Annotated in this window: 16 protein-coding genes and 1 other RNA gene; 8 read left to right on the top strand and 9 right to left on the bottom strand. The window is 36.3% G+C overall.

Annotated elements, in window-relative coordinates:
* Window positions 1-2090: Ig-like domain-containing protein (locus G9Q29_RS12565; protein ID WP_166137892.1), on the bottom strand; the 2090-nt coding region annotated here is incomplete at its 3' end.
* A 565-nt stretch (window positions 2091-2655) separates the two neighbouring features.
* On the opposite strand from G9Q29_RS12565, the gene G9Q29_RS12560 reads away from it, so the two are divergent.
* From G9Q29_RS12560 to G9Q29_RS12550, 3 genes are all read left to right on the top strand, one after another.
* The gene (locus G9Q29_RS12560; RefSeq protein WP_166137889.1) at window positions 2656-3141 is read left to right on the top strand and encodes a SixA phosphatase family protein; all 486 of its coding nucleotides are present in this window, start codon (window positions 2656-2658) and stop codon (window positions 3139-3141) included.
* Window positions 3138-5231, top strand: a complete 2094-nt coding sequence (ppk1, locus tag G9Q29_RS12555) for a polyphosphate kinase 1 (RefSeq protein ID WP_166137886.1) — start codon at window positions 3138-3140, stop codon at window positions 5229-5231. Before G9Q29_RS12560 ends, ppk1 begins: the two co-directional genes overlap by 4 nt.
* Window positions 5232-5300: 69 nt before the next feature.
* Window positions 5301-6191: a Ppx/GppA phosphatase family protein gene (locus G9Q29_RS12550; protein WP_166137883.1), complete on the top strand. Its 891-nt coding sequence runs from the start codon at window positions 5301-5303 to the stop codon at window positions 6189-6191.
* Between the two features lies 1 nt (window position 6192).
* On the opposite strand, the gene G9Q29_RS12545 is transcribed toward G9Q29_RS12550, so the two are convergent.
* Window positions 6193-6720 (bottom strand): DNA polymerase III subunit gamma/tau, encoded by a 528-nt coding sequence (locus tag G9Q29_RS12545; protein ID WP_225872942.1) that lies wholly within the window; start codon window positions 6718-6720, stop codon window positions 6193-6195.
* Between the two features lie 128 nt (window positions 6721-6848).
* A complete protein-coding gene (dnaX, locus tag G9Q29_RS12540) occupies window positions 6849-7934 on the bottom strand; it encodes a DNA polymerase III subunit gamma/tau (RefSeq protein ID WP_166137880.1) in 1086 nt (361 codons plus the stop codon).
* Between the two features lie 396 nt (window positions 7935-8330).
* Here dnaX and rnpB point away from each other — a divergent pair.
* Window positions 8331-8656, top strand: an RNA gene (gene rnpB / locus G9Q29_RS12535) — RNase P RNA component class A.
* Between the two features lie 10 nt (window positions 8657-8666).
* Here rnpB and G9Q29_RS12530 read toward each other — a convergent pair.
* The 3 genes from G9Q29_RS12530 to G9Q29_RS12520 all read right to left on the bottom strand — a co-directional run bounded on the left by G9Q29_RS12530 (window position 8667) and on the right by G9Q29_RS12520 (window position 12871).
* Window positions 8667-10451 carry a chloride channel protein gene (locus G9Q29_RS12530; RefSeq protein ID WP_166137878.1) on the bottom strand — a complete coding sequence of 595 codons (1785 nt, stop codon included), beginning with the start codon at window positions 10449-10451 and terminating at the stop codon, window positions 8667-8669.
* Window positions 10452-10546: 95 nt separating this feature from the next.
* Window positions 10547-12247 (bottom strand): gamma-glutamyltransferase, encoded by a 1701-nt coding sequence (gene ggt, locus G9Q29_RS12525; RefSeq protein WP_166137876.1) that lies wholly within the window; start codon window positions 12245-12247, stop codon window positions 10547-10549.
* Between the two features lie 33 nt (window positions 12248-12280).
* Complete coding sequence (locus tag G9Q29_RS12520) at window positions 12281-12871, bottom strand: acyl carrier protein phosphodiesterase (RefSeq protein WP_166137841.1); 591 nt, start codon at window positions 12869-12871, stop codon at window positions 12281-12283.
* A gap of 117 nt (window positions 12872-12988) precedes the next feature.
* Here G9Q29_RS12520 and glmM point away from each other — a divergent pair, with 117 nt between their 5' ends.
* Both glmM and G9Q29_RS12510 read left to right on the top strand, forming a co-directional pair.
* The gene (gene glmM / locus G9Q29_RS12515) at window positions 12989-14377 is read left to right on the top strand and encodes a phosphoglucosamine mutase (protein WP_166137838.1); all 1389 of its coding nucleotides are present in this window, start codon (window positions 12989-12991) and stop codon (window positions 14375-14377) included.
* A 143-nt stretch (window positions 14378-14520) separates the two neighbouring features.
* The gene (locus G9Q29_RS12510; protein ID WP_317164746.1) at window positions 14521-15294 is read left to right on the top strand and encodes a membrane metalloprotease; all 774 of its coding nucleotides are present in this window, start codon (window positions 14521-14523) and stop codon (window positions 15292-15294) included.
* Between the two features lie 16 nt (window positions 15295-15310).
* Here the strand turns inward: G9Q29_RS12510 and G9Q29_RS12505 are convergent, their stop codons facing one another.
* Both G9Q29_RS12505 and G9Q29_RS12500 read right to left on the bottom strand, forming a co-directional pair.
* Entirely contained in the window at window positions 15311-16213 is a 903-nt protein-coding gene (locus G9Q29_RS12505) for a hypothetical protein (protein WP_166137835.1), read from the bottom strand.
* Between the two features lie 10 nt (window positions 16214-16223).
* Window positions 16224-16637 carry a DM13 domain-containing protein gene (locus G9Q29_RS12500; protein WP_166137832.1) on the bottom strand — a complete coding sequence of 138 codons (414 nt, stop codon included), beginning with the start codon at window positions 16635-16637 and terminating at the stop codon, window positions 16224-16226.
* Window positions 16638-16879: 242 nt separating this feature from the next.
* Between G9Q29_RS12500 and G9Q29_RS12495 the strand changes: the two genes are divergently transcribed.
* A complete protein-coding gene (locus tag G9Q29_RS12495) occupies window positions 16880-18364 on the top strand; it encodes an aminotransferase class V-fold PLP-dependent enzyme (protein WP_166137829.1) in 1485 nt (494 codons plus the stop codon).
* A 71-nt stretch (window positions 18365-18435) separates the two neighbouring features.
* Here G9Q29_RS12495 and G9Q29_RS12490 read toward each other — a convergent pair whose 3' ends face one another.
* The gene (locus tag G9Q29_RS12490) at window positions 18436-19305 is read right to left on the bottom strand and encodes a lysophospholipid acyltransferase family protein (protein WP_166137826.1); all 870 of its coding nucleotides are present in this window, start codon (window positions 19303-19305) and stop codon (window positions 18436-18438) included.
* A gap of 110 nt (window positions 19306-19415) precedes the next feature.
* Here G9Q29_RS12490 and G9Q29_RS12485 point away from each other — a divergent pair, with 110 nt between their 5' ends.
* Entirely contained in the window at window positions 19416-20054 is a 639-nt protein-coding gene (locus G9Q29_RS12485; RefSeq protein WP_166137823.1) for a rhomboid family intramembrane serine protease, read from the top strand.
* The last annotated feature ends 30 nt before the right edge of the window (window positions 20055-20084 follow it).

The following is a 20084-nucleotide window of genomic DNA, read 5'->3' as shown; positions in this document are numbered from 1 at the left end:
ACAGTTGCAGTCAAAGCTGGATTAACGTCACCGTATACTTTCGTTTTATCAGCAGCTACTACAGTTGCAGTTTTAGGTGTAACAGTAAGTGTTGCTTCATTTGATGTTATTTGGTTACAATTTCCTGTTCCAGTCAATATTGCTCTATATAGGTATGAATTCATATTTACAGTAGGATTAGTTACTGTAAGTGTTGAAGTTGTTGCATTACCATATATAGTATTGTTTGTTATATTACTGAAACCAGATCCAGTATTCACTTGCCATTGGAAAGCAGTGGCATTAGAACTTGAAACGGTAAACGAAGTACTATTTCCGTAGACAATAGATTTTGAAGTCGGTTGTGAAGTAATAATTGTTTTAGGGTGAACAATTACAGTTATCGGAGATTTTGGACCAAAACACGAATTACGTTGTTCGGCAACATAATAGGTAAACTGCCCTGCAGTACTCGTACTTGGAGTTATACTTGTTTGTGCAGTGCCTGTTAACGAATTAAAATAAAATAATGTCCCTCCAGCTGAACTTGCATTAGCGCTTAGCGGCTGGGCTATTGCATCTTGGCAGTATTCGTAATTTGTTGCAATTGGTTGTCCTGGTAAAGGAGTAATTGTTAAAGTAACTGCAGTTCTAGTCAAACTAAAGCAACTTCCGTTTGACGCTTCCGCGTAATAAGTTTTAGTTCCTACACCAACTTGGGTTGGAGCATTAACTACATTTCCAGCAGTTGATGCATCGTACCAAGTTATGGTTCCACCTGTTGCAGTTGCCGTTAATGTTTGAGTTGTAGTGCCATCACTACATACAGTTTGATTTCCTCCAGAAACTGGAGCACTAGGAGTTACCGGCTGGTTATTAATTGTTACAGAAGTAGTACTTGATATGCAACCACTAGATGATTTTGCTGTTACAGAATAAGTCCCTGCTGCGACATTTGTAAAAATCCCACTTGTGTTTTGATAATTTGTTCCGTCAATACTATATGTCAGTCCATTTCCTATTGGTGAAGAAACAGTTATTGTTCCTGTTGCTACAGAACAAGTAGGCTGAGAGGTTACGGATACACTTGGTTTTTCGGGAGTGTATGTAATTGTTATGGTAGCTTCATTCGATACTAATGGTGTACTATCACTGATTGTATATTTAATAGGAGTTGGGTCTCCTTTAAAAGTTGCTAATGGAGTAAAAGTTACCACACCAGTATTACTTACAGACCAATTACCTTGATTGGTTACAGATAAAGTGGTCTGTCTACCCACAGCAGTTGGGTTCAAATCAACTGAATTCGTATTTAAATTTCTGTTTGCATCTACATCATTAGCTGTGACATCAATGCTTACCGCTCCGCTAGTATTACATAATTTACTATCGTTATTTGCAATTGGAGCTGTTGGGATTGAAAACGTAACTTCCCCAAAACTTATTGAACTTTGTCTATTACTTGTTTGAGTGCTATTTCCTAATCTGAAAGGCAAAGAATTAACATTACCATAATTGATCGCAGCAATATATCTCGTATTACTAATACTTATTGGATCTACAGAATTGGATGGTCCTTGGATTCTAGTAAATTGATTAATTAAATTTGGAAGAATAGTTAGAAAACTATTTAATTCTAAAATTATCAATTCGTTTGATGGTCTTACTACATCAAAAAATTCACTTCCATCCAAATCTAGTGCTTCAAAGGTGAAGGAACTTAAATCGATTTTTAGTTCTTGAGCTGTACCATAAGTACCTGCTTTGTAAAAATCAAAATTAAATTCAACAAAACCATTTGCTCTTCTTGTTGATATTACAGGCTGAAAGCGATCTCTCAAACTTCCGCTACCATTATTAGGGTTATCGATGTCGACTATTGTGGCGTCGCTAATGCGAACAATCGACAAAATTGCATCAACATTTGTACCGTTCACAGTAGTTACATTTGTATATCGGTATTTAGCACCTACTGTTTTGTCAGTTCCAGAGTACAATGTAGGGTCAGTAAATCTCGGTGTTTGGCTGTAACTAGCAAGGGAGATGAAAAAAAATACAATGAATAAAAATCCCTGGATTAATTTTAAATTTCTGTGAGTAATGTTGCTCATATTTTTATTTTATTTTGAGGAAAAACAGCCTTATTTTATTATTGGTTCCTGTTTGTTTAATGTTTTGTGTCTTCTGTATTCGAAAAAAGCAAAGCTATGGTTTTAAATCGCCTTCATTTTAGTAAAATTTCAGTTGATAGATTCTGTTTTTTTCGCACCTATTTTTACTTATATTTCATTAAATTAGTCCTTTAAGCGAAAATAATTTTAATTATTAACTAATAATTTAAATCTTATTGATTTCGTATCTGCGTATGCAGCCATTAATACTCGGCTAAATTATATGTTAAAACTCTATTAACATTATTTTTTCTTTTAAAAACTCAAATAACCGTTGAATTACATTTTCTACGTACTTCTACTTGTTTTTTTATTTGAGGTAACTTTTTTCATTAAGAACTACTTTTTTGGTATTGTAAGCAGGCAATTAGTATTCCATATTTTAGTGCTGGGAGCTATTTGTTTCAGTTTGTTTTCTTTTTCCAAAGTTATATTTGTTTGTAATAGTGTTTTATTTCTTGTAACTTTCAATGTTTATTAATTAGGGTTTTTAATATGAGAATTTATGAAAGAACTTATTTTGATTCGACATGCTAAATCTAGTTGGGAAGTTCCAATGCAAGATTTTGACCGAGGTTTAACGTGTCAAGGTATCAATGATGCTCATCTAATAGCGCTTCATGCAAAGGATTTTTTGCCAAAATCATATACGATTTGGTGTAGTGCGGCAAAAAGAACAACCAGTACGGCGTTAATTTTTGCTCAAAATGTTGGCTTCCCTCTTGATAGTATCATTTACAAACACGACCTTTATACTTTTGAATCCAAGCAGCTGGAAAAAGTTATAAGAAGTTGTCCAAAGGATATTGATAATTTAATCGTTTTCGGACATAATAATGCCTTGACTGATTTTGTAAATAAATTTGGCTCTGTACCTGTGGGTAATGTATCCACTTCAGGTTTTGTGGCAATGCAATTTGAAAGCGAAGATTGGAATTTTAAGAAAAAAGGTAAAACAATAAAGGTTCTATTTCCCAAAGATTTAAAATGAATAAAGCAGTTGCATACAAATATATTGATCGTGAAAAAAGTTGGTTGGCATTTAACGCTCGCGTGTTGCAGGAGGCGGGAGATTCATCGGTTCCTTTGCTCGATCGACTTCGGTTTTTAGGTATATTTTCGAATAATTTAGACGAATTTTTTAGAGTTCGTTTTGCCGCAATTAGACGTTTGAGCTTAACTGGAATTACTGGCGAAAAATATCTTGGTGGTATCTCGGCGCAACAATTAGTGAAAGATATTACCGAAATTGTAATTCAACAGCAGTCCGAAAGTTTGCGAATTCTGAATATCATCGAAAGTGAATTGGAAACTAAAAACATTTTCATCATCACTGAGGCTGATATCAATGCCGAGCAAGAACTTTTTTTGAAAGATTTTTTTATCCAAAAAGTCAGCCCTGAGTTGGTTACAATTATCCTTAACGATTTGGCTGAGTTTCCTGTTTTAAAAGATACTTCTGGTTACTTGGCGGTAAAATTAGTGATGAATCAAACTGCCGAGGTGCGTTACGCAGTCATCGAAATTCCAACTGCGATAAATCGTTTTGTGGTATTGCCTACAGTCAATGAAAAACAATACATTATTTTGCTTGATGATGTAATCCGTCACAATCTTAGCAACATTTTTAATATTTTCGACTACGAAAGTGTTTCTGCACACATGATTAAAATTACTAGAGATGCGCAATTAGATATCGATAGTGATTTAAGTAAAAGTATGATTGAAAAAATCACTCTTAGTGTCAAAGACCGACGTATTGGTGAGCCGGTTCGTTTTATATACGATCAATTGATTGAGCCAGACACCTTGAATTTCTTTTTGGATAAAATGAAAATCGTTTCTACCGATAGTATCATTCCTGGAGGAAGGTATCATAATAGGAGAGATTATATGAATTTTCCAAATTTAGGAAGACAAGATTTACTCTATCAAACCAATGATCCGTTGCCAATTCCTGGTTTGAGTTTAGAAGGAAGTATGCTCGAAAAAATTAGCGAACGCGATTATTTGCTTCATGCTCCTTACCAATCATTTTCGTATTTGACTAAGTTTTTGCGCGAAGCGGCATTAGACCCAAAAGTAATTTCAATTAAAATTACGTTATACCGTTTAGCCAAGAATTCGCAAATTATCAGTTCATTGATTAATGCTGCGAAAAACGGTAAGAAAGTTACGGTTCAAATAGAATTACAAGCGCGCTTTGATGAAGCTTCAAATATTTCGTATGCAGAGCAAATGCAGCTCGAAGGTATTGAACTTATTTTTGGTATCAAAGGACTGAAAGTACACAGTAAAATATGTGTTATTGAAAGAGTAGAAAATCTCAAAATCAAACGTTACGGATTTATCTCAACGGGTAATTTCAATGAGTCAACAGCCAAGATATATACTGATGTTACTCTTTTTACAAGTCACCAACAAATTCTAAAAGACATCATGCGTATTTTTGAGTTTTTTGACATCAATTATCGCGTGCATCGTTACAAGCATTTGATCGTTTCTCCGCATTACACCAGAACGAGATTTATTAAACTGATTGATCGAGAAATCATACACGCATTAGCGGGAAGAAAAACACATATTAAACTTAAAATGAATAGTTTGTCTGATTTAGAAATGATCGATAAATTATACGAAGCGAGTAGAGCAGGTGTAAAAATTCAGCTCGAAATTAGAGGTATTTGTTCTTTGATTCCGGGCATTGCAGGCATGAGTGAAAATATCGAAGCCATCAGTATTGTTGATAATTATTTAGAGCATTCAAGAGTGTATATTTTTGGCAATGCAGGGCAAACAGAAGTGTATATTTCTTCGGCCGATTTTATGACTCGTAATTTAGACGGCCGTGTAGAAGTTACATGTCCTATTTATGATCAAAATATTAAAAATGAATTGATTGCTAATTTTGATATCGCTTGGAAAGGAAATGTAAAAGCCCGTTTTCACTCCTATAAATTAGATAACAAATACCGAGCGCGCAATCATAATCCTATTTTTAGAGCACAATTAGAAACGTACAAATATTACCAAAAAAAATTAGATGAACTTGCTCATAACGAAGAATTGGCACAAAATTAGCGAGTCTTTTTTGTATTCGATTTTTATGAAAAAAACAGTGTAATTGCAAAGAAATAACAGCAGTAAAAAATGATTAAAATTAAAAAGTATGCAGCAATAGATATTGGCTCAAATGCCATGCGATTGCTGATTGCAAACATTGTAGAGCAAGACGGTAAAGAGCCACAATTTAATAAAAGTTCCCTGGTACGTGTGCCCATTCGTTTGGGGCAGGATGCCTTTACAGTAGGTGAAATTTCACCTGAAAATATTGACCGCATGTGCGATGCTATGAAGGCATTCAACTTGCTTATGAAAGTGCATAAAGTAGAGCGTTATATGGCTTTTGCAACCTCTGCCATGCGCGAAGCTTACAATGCCAAAGAGGTGGTGGCAATCATTAAGAAAAAGGCTGATATTAAGATTGAAATTATTGATGGAAAAAAGGAAGCAGCTATTATTGCTTCAACAGATTTGCATCATTTGCTAAAAACAGATCAAACCTATTTGTTTGTTGATGTAGGCGGCGGAAGTACTGAATTCACTCTGTTTTCGAATGGTAAAATGATTAATTCGAGATCGTTTAAAGCAGGAACGGTGCGCTTGTTAAATAATATGGTTTGCGATGTGGTTTGGGACGAAATTGAAAAATGGATCAAAACCAACACGCAAGATTACGAAGAGGTAACTTTAATTGGTTCTGGAGGAAACATCAATAAGTTGTTTAAAATGTCTGGAAAGCCACAAGAAAAGCCTCTCTCATACATTTATATCAACTCTCAATATGCATTTTTGAACTCCTTATCGTATGAGCAAAGAGTTGCAGAATTAGGCTTAAATCCGGATCGTGCTGATGTAATTATTCCGGCTACTCGAATTTATTTGAATGCCATGAAATGGAGTGGAGCTCGACAGATTTATGTGCCAAAAATTGGACTTTCTGACGGAATTGTAAAAGCCATGTACTTTGGTAAAATATAAATTAAGCATCTAAATCCAATCCGAATGTTGTGCGTAAAAGCTCAATGTTTGGATTGATTTCTAAAAAGCGGTTGTAGCGATCTTGATCTGTAAAACTGCGTTTATGTTCTATTGTTTCATTTACTATCACCTCAATAGTAATGTCGTGATTGTGTAAGTGACCACGTAAATAGCCCAACAATCCAATCAATTCTCTTTCAAAATCTAACTTTGAACCCTCATTAGGAAGTTCAATAGTAATAGCTGTTCCGTTTAATTTTGGGTCGTTAATCAAAAGAAGCGACTCCATTATTTTAAAACCTTTTTCTCCTAAGCGTTGTGCATATTTGTTCCAATATACAAGCATTTCAGTCTCGGTAAAAGGTTCTGTTGGTAAGTGCAATACTTCTTTTACAATGCCTTTGGTGCTTTCCTCTAGTGCTTTTTTAGCTCTAATGCTGGCGAGTGAAAATGCAGATACTTTTCCTTCTGTTGGTCTAGATGCTGCGGGTGCTACAATAGGATTTGGTTTTGCTTCAACGGGCGCCAATGGTTTAGGTTGTTCAGCTGTAGTTGTCGTAGTTACGTTTACTACTTCGGCTGTTGTAGCAGCAGCGGTTGTGTTAGAACTATTATCAACAATTGAATAATCAGATTTACGGAAATGTATGGGCGGGATTATAAATTGCTCAACTTTTTTTTTTCTCCATCAAAAGTGATGGAGGCCAATTGCATCAAGCAAAGTTCGACTAAGAGTCGCTGGTTTTGACTGACTTTGTATTTCAAATCACAGTCGTTTGCAATTTCAATTCCTTGAAGTAAAAAATCTTGACTGCATTTTTGTGATTGCGTTGCATACATTTGCTGTGCTGCTTCGCCAACTTCTAAAAGTGTTAAAGTAGCAGGGTTTTTTGATACTAATAAATCTCTAAAATGTGTAGCCAAGCCCGATACAAAATGATGTGCATCAAAACCTTTGGCTAAAATTTCATTGAAGGCAATCAATAGGTCTGGAATTTTATTTTCCAGAATTAAATCGGTGACATTGATGTAGGTTTCGTAATCTAAAACATTTAAGTTTTCAGTTACTGCTTGTCGTGTTAAGTTTTTACCACAAAACGACACCACACGATCAAATATAGATAGAGCATCACGCATGGCTCCATCAGCCTTTTGGGCAATGATATGCAGTGCGTCATCTTCAAAAACGACACCTTGACTAGTTGCGACTTCGGCTAAGTGCTCTTTAGCGTCTTTTACAGTGATGCGTTTGAAGTCGAAAATTTGACAACGAGAAAGTATCGTTGGAATGATTTTGTGTTTTTCGGTCGTGGCCAAAATAAAAATGGCGTGCTTAGGCGGTTCTTCTAACGTTTTCAAGAAAGCATTAAAAGCTGCCGATGATAGCATGTGCACCTCATCAATAATATATACTTTGTACTGACCTGTTTGTGGTGGAATTCTAACTTGGTCAATTAAATTACGAATGTCATCAACAGAGTTGTTTGAGGCGGCATCAAGTTCAAAAACATTGAAAGCAAAATCTTCATTTGGGTCATCATAACCGGGTTGATTGATTTTGCGAGCTAGGATTCTGGCACAGGTAGTTTTTCCCACTCCACGTGGTCCCGTAAACAATAGTGCGGAAGCCAAGTGATTGCTTTCTATGGCGTTCAATAAAGTATTGGTAATGGCTTTTTGCCCTACAACGTCTTTAAATGTTTGCGGGCGGTATTTACGTGCCGATACTACAAATTGCTCCATAAAAATCTTAATTTTGGATAGCAAATATAGACTTTAATTTGCTGCTTTAAAAATTTAAGGATTGAAAGATTTTAGAATTTTAAGCGTGTAACCTAACGATGGATAGACTTAGCCCAGATAGTAGTGAAAATCCTTATGCGCCAATCCCGACACCTCGGGATGGCGCATAAGATTGTAGCGGATAGCTGGAAAAAGCTCCTAAAAAAGAGTATTTTAAAGACATGAAAAATTAGTTTGAACGTCTTTTTTGAATCTACTTGTTCCAAGTTCCGTATGCTTCTTTGTTCAAATTGACAACATGTACAGCTTTAAATGATTTGATATCAGTTGCTTGCTTAGTTAGGGGATAAAGTAGCTTTGTGCTGAATGAAAATCGATTTAATAGTGTAAATTTGCCTCGCAGACCGCCTTATCGTCGTCCCGATTTATCGGGAGGGAGGAAAGTCCGGACACCACAGAGAAGCATAGCGGGTAACACCCGTCGGTTGCGTTTTTACGAACGCGATTAGGACAAGTGCAACAGAAAGTATGTACAGGTAATGCTGTAGTGAAACCAGGTAAACTCTATGCGGTGAAATATCAAGTATATCAGCATTTAAGGGCTTCTCGTTCGTTGCTGAAGGGTAGATAGCTTGAGTTCAAAAGTAATTTTGGATCTAGATAAATGATAAGGGTTTCGAGTAATCGAGATACAGAATCCGGCTTATAGGTCTGCTTTTTTTCTACATTCAATTATTCTATTGTCATCGATTTTAGCTTGCTTCTGTAAGCCTCTAAAGCAACTGATTTAGAGATGAATCCGTAATATTTATCGTTTTTTAACACGGGTAAAAAGGCTTTGTTAGCGCTTTCGAACTTATTCATAACCACTCCCATAGAATCTTCGGGCGAAATTACCGCAGTTGGGGCTGTCATGACTTCGTGTACCAAAGTGTATTTTACGCGGTAATTGTTAAAAATAATTTCACGAATGTCATTGAAATGTACAATTCCAACTAGGTTTTGTTCCGTGTCTACCACTGCAAATATCACTTGGTTGGAGTGTGAAATTAGGTCGACTAAGCGCTCTAAATTTTCGTTAGCAGTTACAGTCAAAAAATCAGTTTGTATGATGGCGCTTGTTTCAAGAGTCGAGAGTACGTTCGTGTCTTTGTTGCTGGTAAAGGCGTGTCCTTTTTTGATTAAATTTTTCACATCCATTGAGTGTTTTTCAAAACGTTTGGAGATGGCAAAACTGATTGATGCTACAATCATAAGCGGAATCATCAAGTTGTAACCACCCGTAATTTCAGCAATAAGGAATATGGCTGTGAGTGGCGCATGAAACAAACCACTTAAAATTCCAGCCATTCCTACCAAGGTGAAATTGCTCACAGGTAGTTTTGTCAACCCGATAAGGTTAATCAGTTTTGAAAAGAAAAAACCAACATACGATCCTAAAAATAGTGAGGGCGCAAAATTACCCCCGTTTCCGCCGCTGCCAAGAGTGATTCCTGAAGCAAATACTTTGATCATCATAGTTGCACCCACAAAAAGAAGTAAAACCCAATTGTTGTCTCTAAAACCTTCAAACAAGGTGTTTTCTAACAATTTACCGGGATCGCTCTCGGATAAAGTTTTAATACTTTCGTAGCCTTCGCCAAAAAGTGTCGGAAAAATAAAAATTAATATGGCTAAAATAGAGGCGCCAAAAAGCGCTTTTTTGTAAGGAGTTAGTTTTAATCGAGAAAAGAAATGTTCGACGCGTTGAAAATTACGAGAATAATAAACTGATACAAAACCAGTAAACATGCCAAGTAAAACGTAGTAAATGATGTTGTGGTAATCAAAATCTTCTTGGCGCTTGAACGAGAGCAGAATTTCTTCATTTAAGGCAATAACCGATACCAAAGCGCCTGTTGCAGCTGCAATCATAATTGGTGTGAAGGCAGCAATGCTTACATCGACCAATAATACTTCGATAGCAAATAAAACACCAGCAATTGGAGCGTTAAACGCAGCTGCAATTCCGGCAGCAACTCCGCAACCAATCAGCAAAGTACGGTCTTTGTAACTGAGTTTGTATTTTTGAGCATAATTCGACCCGAATGCTGCTCCGGTAATTACAATCGGACTTTCTAAACCAGCTGATCCTCCCAAGCCTACGGTTAACGAACTAGTAACAATTTGGGCATACATTTGTTTTTTGGGAATGATGCTCGCTTTTTTAGCAACAGCATATAATATTTGAGAAGTTCCTTTTTGAATAGAACCACCCAGCACTTTTTTGACAACCAAAACGGTGAGTAAAATTCCAATAATGGGTAGAATACTATTTAAAAATCCGAGTTTCAAAATACCACTGACATAGGTAGCAAATGAAAAAACGCCATGAGCAAATGTTTTCAAAACAATTACAGCAAATGCAGCCGAAATACCCACCAAAACTGCCGACATAAAAATGAACTGTTTCGGACTAAGTAATGATTGAGCAATGGCAATAATGGCCTCTAGTTTTGATAGAATTTTTTTGAACATATTGTAATTTATAGGAAGGCTACAAAGCTACTATTATTTTACGCTTCGGCATATTTTTAGCTGTTTTTTGCTCAGGAATTAGCAATCTGCTTTAATTAGTATCCAACTGCTTTGTTGTCACCTCTTTTGTCGGCACCGCCTTCTAATTTTCCGTTGGGTAAAACTAAAATTGCATCAACTGCACCGATGATTTCTTTGTCTTTTTCGTTGGTTGTGTAACCTTTTGCTTGTAATTTTTTCAAAGTTTCCTTTGGGAATGAATTGGGTTCAAAAGTTATTAAGTCCGGCAACCATTGATGGTGAAATCGAGGTGCATCTACTGCCTCTTGCATGCTTAAATTAAATTCGTAAACGTTTAAAATAGTTTGCAAAACTGAGGTGATAATGGTTGATCCACCTGGAGTTCCTACTACCATATAAAGTTTATTGTCTTTTTCGATAATGGTTGGCGTCATTGAGCTTAGCATTCTTTTTTCAGGCGCAATACTGTTGGCTTTGCTACCTGTTAAACCATACAAATTGGGTACGCCCGGCTTTGAGCTAAAATCATCCATTTGATTGTTCAGAAAAAAGCCCAATTCATCACAATAAATTTTGGAGCCATAATTGTCATTTAAAGTAGTTGTAGCTGCGACTGCATTCCCAAAGGAATCAACAATAGAATAGTGGGTAGTTTGATCGCTTTCATGGCCTACGATTTCTCCTTGAGCAACATCGGCTGATTTGGTCGCTTTGTCGAAAGTGAAGCTTTTCATGCGGTTTTTTAAATAAGAATCATCCAATAATTGCGCTGTCGGGATGGATACAAAATCGGGATCGCCCAAATAAAAATTCCGATCGGCATACGCACGGCGTTCCGCTTCGGTAATGACTTGAATGCTTTTTGTACTGTTGTGTCCCATTTGCGCCAGCGGATAAGGCTCAATCATTTTCATGATTTGGTTCAAGCAAATTCCTCCACTACTAGGAGGCGACATCGATGTGATTTTTAAATCTTTGTAATTAAACGTAATGGGAGTACGCCATTTTGCTTGGTATTTTTGCAGGTCGGTTGTGCTCATGATTCCGTTTTTTTTAGCGAGAAAAGCAACTAATTTTTGTCCTGTTTCACCTGTGTAGAATTCGTCGCGACCATTTTGTGAAATCCTTTTTAAAGTAGCTGCTAAGGCTTTGTATTTGATGGTATCTTTTGCCTGATATACTTTTGAAAAAAGACTTTCTGGACCGTTTACTTTTTGAAAAACAGCTCGAAAAACAGTCAAACTTTTAGCTTGATTGGGTGTTACAACGACTCCTTTTTCAGCCAATGCAATTACAGGCTCTAAAATATCTTTTAGCGGTAAAGAACCAAATTTTTTGTGCACTTCAAAAATACCGGCAATTGTTCCTGGAACTCCTACGGCAAAGGCTGTAGCAGTGCTTTTACCGGGAATCACATTTCCGTTTGCGTCTTGAAACATGGTGCTGGAAGCTGACAAAGGTGCTTTTTCTCGGTAATCAATTGCGCCTGTTTCACCGTTGGCTTTTCGGTACACCATAAATCCGCCACCACCTATATTTCCAGCTTGCGGGTGGGCAACTGCCAATGCTAATTCGGTAGCAACCATAGCATCAAAAGCGTTGCCTCCTTTTTTCATAATAGCCACACCAATTGCTGATGCTTCTTCACGAGCAGAAACAACCATGGCTTGAGATGTTACTAATCCTGTTGGTTTTGTATTTTGCTTTTGCGCATAAAAAACACTGCTGCAAAGGAGTGCTAAAAAAAGGATAGAAATTCGATTGGTTAGGGTCATTTTTTGGTTTGTTTTAGTTTTAAAGCTAGTTTTTTATGCTTCTAATTCGTTAATTTTTTGCTGTACAAATACACGCAGGTCTTCAAAAAACAGCTCAAATTCTTTTTCAAATTCGGAGTAGTATATTGTTAATTGTTCCGTGGCAAAACGCATTTGCGATTGATTCTTCGTGCGTCGATCCATTTGCGTTAAAATATGTTTGATTCCATCAACGGTTTGATAGCTCAGCAACCAATTTTCCTCTTCCATGATGGGTAAAATGTTCTTGGTTTTATCAGATAGTAAATCGTAGTTTTTGTGTAGCGATTGGTAAAATTGATGTACAAAATCGGCTAGCGATTCAGAGGAATAGCCTTGCCAGTTTTTGGCTAAGAAATGATCGTACAAAACATCTACAATTACACCTGAGTAGTGATGGTAATTCTCATGTAGTTTTTTCGTGCTTTGTCTAAAAACAGGATGCGAATCGGTAAAAGAATCTATTGCTCGATGCAAAAGTATGCCGTTTTGAATGGCTTTAGGATAGGTTTCAAATTGCTTGCCTCGAATACCGTCAGCCATAAAATTGCCTATTTTTAAGAGCTCGTTGTTACCAGAAAGATATATGTGTGCTAAAAAATTCATTCGCACAATTTAAGGATTTATCTGCTGATTTTAAAATCAATTTTACGTTTGTAATTCTTCAATTCCTATATTTGTAGTCTTTTTTAATTTGAAATCAGAATTTAATACTTATACTAAATGACTTTAATAAAATCAATATCAGGAATTCGTGGCACAATAGGCGGTAAAGTAGGTGATAATTTAACTCCGGTTGATGCGGTGAAATTTGCATCAGCCTACGGAACATGGTTAAAAAATTATGCTGGAAAAGAAAAATTAACTGTGGTTGTAGGGCGTGATGCACGTATTTCAGGACCGATGATTCACAATTTGGTATTAAATACGCTTATTGGTTTAGGTATTGATGTGATTGATTTGGGACTTTCGACTACGCCAACAGTTGAAGTTGCTGTTCCTTTAGAAAAGGCAGATGGTGGAATTATTTTGACTGCATCGCACAATCCAAAACAATGGAATGCCTTGAAGTTATTGAACGAAAAAGGGGAATTTTTAAATGGTATTGAAGGCGAAAAAATATTAACGATTGCCGAAGCAGAAGCTTTCGATTTCTCGGATGTAGATCAGCTTGGAGAAGTGATCAGCAATGACGCTTACATGGATATTCATATTGATGAAGTCTTGAATTTACCTCTTGTAGATGTTGAAGCTGTTAAAGCAGCTAAATTTAAGGTTGTTGTTGACGGAGTAAATTCGTCAGGCGGAATTATTATCCCTAAATTGTTAGAGTTGATGGGAGTGGAAGTAGTGGAATTGTACTGCGAACCAAACGGACATTTTCCGCACAATCCAGAGCCGTTGAAAGAGCATTTAACGGATATTTCAGAATTGGTTGTTAAAGAAAAAGCACATTTAGGAATTGTTGTTGACCCAGATGTTGACCGTTTGGCATTTATTTGCGAAGACGGCGAAATGTTTGGCGAGGAGTACACTTTGGTGGCTTGCGCCGATTATGTTTTGAGCAAAACTCCAGGAAATACGGTTTCTAATATGTCTTCGTCTCGGGCTTTGCGTGATGTGACAAAAGCACACAACGGAAACTATGAAGCTAGTGCTGTAGGCGAAGTGAATGTGGTGGAATTAATGAAAAAGAACAATGCGATTATTGGTGGTGAAGGAAACGGTGGAATCATTTATCCAGAGCTTCATTACGGACGTGATAGCTTGGTAGGTGTAGCCTTGTTTTTGACTCATTTGGCGAACAAAAAAATGACAGTTTCGGCATTGCGTGCTTCGTATCCTGAATACTACATGAGCAAAAATAAAATTGAATTGACGCCGCAAATTGATGTGGATGCGATTCTTGTTGCAATGACTGAAAAGTACAAAAACGAAGATATTACAACTATTGATGGTGTTAAAATTGACTTCGCTGACAATTGGGTGCATTTACGTAAATCGAATACCGAACCTATAATTCGTATTTATACAGAAGCGGCTTCGCAAGAAATAGCAGATGCTTTGGCACTACGCATTATTGATGAAATAAAAGTTATTGCCGGCATATAATTCGGAATTTAACAAACAAAAAGCCCTTTCAAAGCAATTTTTGGAAGGGTTTTTTGTTTTAAAACCAAATCCAAAACTATTTCTATTTCGTAATTGAGTTAAGAGTAACTTGCTTATTACCAAAAAACATAAAAGATTTGATTGTGAAAAAAATAAATTTATTTAACCTTGGTGTACTGTTATTTTTCTTTTCGTGTGCCAAGGATGAAAATGAATCTGCTGCACCAGCAGTTATTGACGTTGTAGCTAATAAACAAGTGACCGGAAGTTCAGCCAATGATTTATTATCAGATAGAAAGTTTAAAAGCCTTGTAGTTGAAGTGGTATATGTAAATGGTTTTGAGCCAAGTGCAGCAGCAATTAATAATTTTGTAGCATTTATTAGTGCTAGAACATTTAAGCCTGCAGGTATAAATGTGGTCAAACGTGCCATTGTATCGCCTGGCAATACAACCTATACAACTCAGCAAATAGTGGCGCTTGAAGAGGCAAACAGGACAAAATACAATTCAGGAACGGAACTTGCAGTTTGGGCTTTCTTTGCCGATGGGAAATCATCACAAGATACCGCTGAAGGTGTAGTGTTAGGAACAGCTTACAGAAATACATCGTTTGTAATTTTTGAAAAAACGATTCAAGGACTCAGCGATAGCCCTTTTGAACCTAATCGCACTGTATTAGAAACTACAATTATTACCCATGAATTTGGTCATATTCTGGGTCTGACCAATTTTGGAACGGCTTTGCAGAGCAATCATGAAGACACTGCACATCCAAGGCATTGTATTGAAAAAACGTGTTTAATGTATTGGTCTGCCGAGGTAGGTAGTGGTATTAATAACATGGTTTCGGCAACTGCGGCTCCACAATTAGATTCGCAATGTATTGCTGATTTGCGAGCCAATGGTGGTAGGTAAAGTTTTTGATTGTTTTTTAAAAAGCAATTTTATAGATAATTCCCGCTGTAAATTGACGTGTTAACCCATCAGGTCTTGCTTCTCTGACTACAAATGGAGCGGCAAGAGATAACTCTAAACTACTAGTTTTTGTAAGCGCATATGCGGTAATTAAATTGCCATTTATGGTTAAACCATCGGAGTTGGCAATCGCCTCTCTTTGACCAAAAATGTTTTCAAATGTGTCCTCTCCTAAATGGTATAAAAACAAAACATTGGGCTTGAATGTGAATTTTTTATTGGTAGTTTGCTGCGTGTAAGTAGCTCGTAACAATACATCGGATTTGCGCTCGAATAAATTAGTACTTGCAAAATCAGTTGAACCACTAAATTCAGCAAAGTATGAATTTTTGTTATTGTTAAAAACTGGAATTTGCAAGGCGGTATTAAAATCCCATTTTTTATAAATTAAACTCATCCCTAATAAGGCATCAAAGGTTCCTAAACTGGATTGATAGTCTAACGGAATCGAGAATTCATTAATCTTTAAATTGGAGCTTGTAAATGGAATTTTAAATCCAATTAGCGTGCTCCATTTGGTCTTTTTCTCTGATTTCCAATTGTAATTTGCTAGTGCATAAGCATCTCCAAAAGCACCACGCTTACCAAAACTACCGCTAGCAACGGAGTATGTAATTTTTGAGCTTAAAGTCCAACTTTTATTGAGAGTTCGGCTGTACGTTGCGTAAGGTGAAATATAAGTTACATCGGCTTCGCCAGCACCCAAAATAGTTCCAAACTCAATGTTATTTTGTGTTATGTTGTTTTCATTTTGAAACATAGAACTGATAGAGCAAATACCAGCGTCACTGCATCCTTGCGCAAATAAGTTAATATTCGAAGCCAAGGTTAGGACGAAGAGCAAAATTGTTTTTTTCATGTAATTGGTTTTATTTAGAAAGTGATGCAAAGGCATAGACACGGTTAAACTGTTGGCAATGTATAAGAACGAATTTATAATCCTCAATATTTACCTGTGTTGGAATAATATAGGTTGTTGAAGAGGTTAAGTTTCCTAAATTAACAAAGTCATTAGGAGTACTGCTTTTTGAAAGGTAAACTTTTAAATCAGGTGCAGAAGACACACTAAAATTTTCTAGACGAATCTCATTTTGAATACCGTTAAAAACAATTTTTGCTAATCCCGTTACCCTTATTCCTGGTGATGGGGTAAATGTACCTTGCGCAAGCGTTGGTGAACTCGCAGGAGGTGCAACATTAACGGCATCTTGCGTTAATTCGCCTTCAACTTCGCAAGAAAGTAAGAGGATAAATAACGACAATAAATAGAATGGTTTTTTCATAGCTTATGATTTTAAAATAGATCCTCAAATCTAAAACCTTTATTCAGATACTTTTGTCAGCTACTTTACATTTCGAATTATTTTTATAAATCGATCATCTTTAGGAATTAACTTCATTATATTTCAAATTTTAAAATCTGTTTTTTGAATCATTTTTATCCGAACGAAATCGATTTTTTTAACGCAATTGAAAAAGTCTATTTCACAAAATTGAATATCTTTGAGCTCAAATTACAAATCAGATGACAACGACAACAATACCTACTACTTTAGAACTTTATTTTAAGCAATTTCGTGAGCAGATTATTGGGATTGATCAAACATTTGATTCTCCTTACGGGAAAAAACAAATTATTTATACCGATTGGACAGCGAGCGGACGCTTATACCGACCAATCGAAGAAAAATTAATGAATGAATTTGGTCCTTTTGTGGCCAACACACATACTGAAACTACGGTTTCTGGAACAGCGATGACCAAAGCTTATCATCATGCGCGACACCTAATCAAGCAGCACGTGAACGCTAATGCAGATGATGTTTTAATTACAGATGGAACCGGAATGACGGGCGTGGTCAATAAATTTCAACGTATTTTGGGTTTAAAAGTTCCAGAAAATCTCAAAAATTTCATCACAATTCCTGCCGAAAAAAAGCCAATTGTTTTTATTTCGCACATGGAGCATCATTCTAACCAAACTTCTTGGCTTGAAACGATTGCAGATGTTGAGGTAATTCCGGCTACCGAAGACGGTTTGTTTAGCATTGAAAACTTGGTGCTGTTACTCGATAAATACAAAGAAAGATCGTTTAAGATAGCATCAATAACGTCATGTTCTAATGTTACCGGTATCAAAACGCCGTATCATGAAGTGGCTAAAATTATGCACCAACATAACGGACTTTGTTTTGTAGATTTTGCATGCTCAGGTCCGTATGTAAAAATTGATATGCATCCGGAAGATTCAGAGAGTTATTTGGATGCCATTTTCTTTTCGCCACACAAATTTTTAGGAGGCCCAGGAACATCAGGAATCCTAGTTTTTAATAAAAAATTGTATCAGAATGTAGTACCTGATAATCCGGGTGGTGGCACAGTGAGTTGGACAAATCCTTGGGGAGAGCACAAGTATATTGACAATATTGAGGAGCGCGAAGATGGTGGAACTCCGGGTTTTTTACAAGTTATTAAAACCGCTTTATCCATTCAATTGAAGGATCAAATGGGGATTGAAAATATTTTGAATAGAGAACACGAACTGGTAGATTATATTTTTTCAGAGTTAAAATGGGTGCCTAACATTAAAATTTTGGCTGGCCAACACCAAGAACGTTTGGGAGTGATTTCGTTTTTTATTGAAGACTTACATTTTAATTTAGGTGTAAAGTTACTCAACGATAAATTCGGGATTCAAACTCGTGGCGGATGCAGTTGTGCGGGTACTTATGGGCATTTTTTACTGCATGTAGACCAAGAAACTTCTAACAAATTGATTGATGAAATTTCATTAGGCGATTTAATCAGAAAACCAGGATGGATTCGCATGTCTATTCATCCAACAACAACTAATGCCGAAATTGAATTTGTTTGCAATGGCATTAAAGCACTCGCAGAAAATCATGCAACTTGGGCTTTAGATTACGAGTACAATTCTGCCACAAATGAGTTTATTCATAAACAAGCCCAGCCTCTGGAAGATGCTCTTGTAACAACTTGGTTTTCTTAATTAATAATGCAATAGGAATCTCTAAAAAAGTAAAGGTAAAACTGAGAACTGAGACTGTTCGACTATTTCATTTACCTTCTGTGTTTCCAACGTTTGTGAGTCCAGAAATAGTACTCAGGAGCTTCAGCAATTTGTTTTTCGACTTCTTTGATGTAGGCTTGTGTGATTTCAAAATCAGGAACCGATTTGGCGTTTTCGCTCAAAGGTACAATCGTGAGTTCGTAATACCCTCGTTTTATTTTTTTTACCTTGGCAAAAACTACATTCATATCGTATTTTTTTGCTAGCATTTCGGGACCTGTATGCACGGGAACTTCGACACCCATAAAACTTTGCCAATGAAAAATTCGGTCTGCTTTAGGCGATTGATCGCTTGCCAAGCCGTAAATGCACTGAATGTTATTTCTCTGATTGTTTGCAATTAACGGAATCGTTTGGTTCGTAGGTACCAATTCGGTGTTGTATTTCGAACGAATATCGCGTACCAATTTATCAAAATGCTTGTTAGCCAATTTTTTATAAACCCCAATACCTTTGATAGATACTTTTTGGTTAAAAGAAAGTAGCCATTCCCAGCTTGCGTAATGTGAGGCAATGAGCATGATACTTTTTCCTTTTTTTTCCAAGTCTGTCATCACCTCAAGGTTCGTAACTACAAAACGTTTGTTCATTTCTGCTGAGGAGATGGTCATTGTTTTTACCATTTCTAAAAACATGTCGCACAAATGATGGTATGATTTTTTTTCAATTTCCAATCGTTCTTTTGCTGTAAGATGAGGTAAAGCCAAAGCTAAGTTAGCACGAACTACTTTTTTTCGGTATCCAATAACATGATATACAAGTAGGTAAATACAATCAGAAAGAAAATAAAATATAGGAAAAGGCAATATTGAAACAATCCATAAAAACGGATAAGCAATAATAAAGACAAGTAATTGCATGAATTTTTTTTTGCAAATATAACGGAAAAATGATTGCTGTTATAAAATTACACCTCAGCACGCAACCCTATTTGATAATGATTATCTTTACCAATAAAAACAAATTAGTTATGAATAGCGCACTTATCGCCATTATTGTTATCAATGTATTATTTAGTTATAAAGGGTTTAACGACCTTTCTTTTTTTAGGAAATACGAGTTTCATATAGGAAGTATTAAAGCAGGTGAGCAGATTAGAATGATAAGTTCTGGTTTTTTACATGTTGATATGTTGCATTTGATTTTTAACATGATGACACTGTGGTTTTTTGCTCCGGTTGTGCTGGGTTATTTGGGCAATTTTTCTTTTGTTTTGATCTATTTAGGGAGTTTGATTTTTGGTAATTTACTCAGCTTGTTATTTCATAAAAACGATTACAGTTACAGAGCAGTAGGCGCTTCGGGCGCAGTGACAGGAGTATTGTATTCTGCTATTTTGTTGCAGCCTGATATGATGTTAGGCCTCTTTTTTATTGTTCCAATACCAGCTTATTTGTTTGGGATTTTATACTTACTGTACTCTATTTATGGCATGCGCGCTAAAAATGATAATATTGGTCATACCGCTCATTTTGGAGGAGCCATTGGTGGATATGCCATTACGCTTTTGAAAGAGCCTAGTTTGTTAGTCAACAATATTACTATGGTTGTTTTACTAGCCATTCCAATCGTGATTTTATTTATCATGGCTAAGCTCGGAAAATTATAGTGGCATAACTTTTGAAATAGACAACAACAA

The organism is Flavobacterium turcicum (genome assembly GCF_011365745.1).
In the GTDB taxonomy this organism is placed as follows: Bacteria; Bacteroidota; Bacteroidia; order Flavobacteriales; family Flavobacteriaceae; genus Flavobacterium; species Flavobacterium turcicum.
This window is presented reverse-complemented; position numbering and strand designations above follow the sequence as displayed.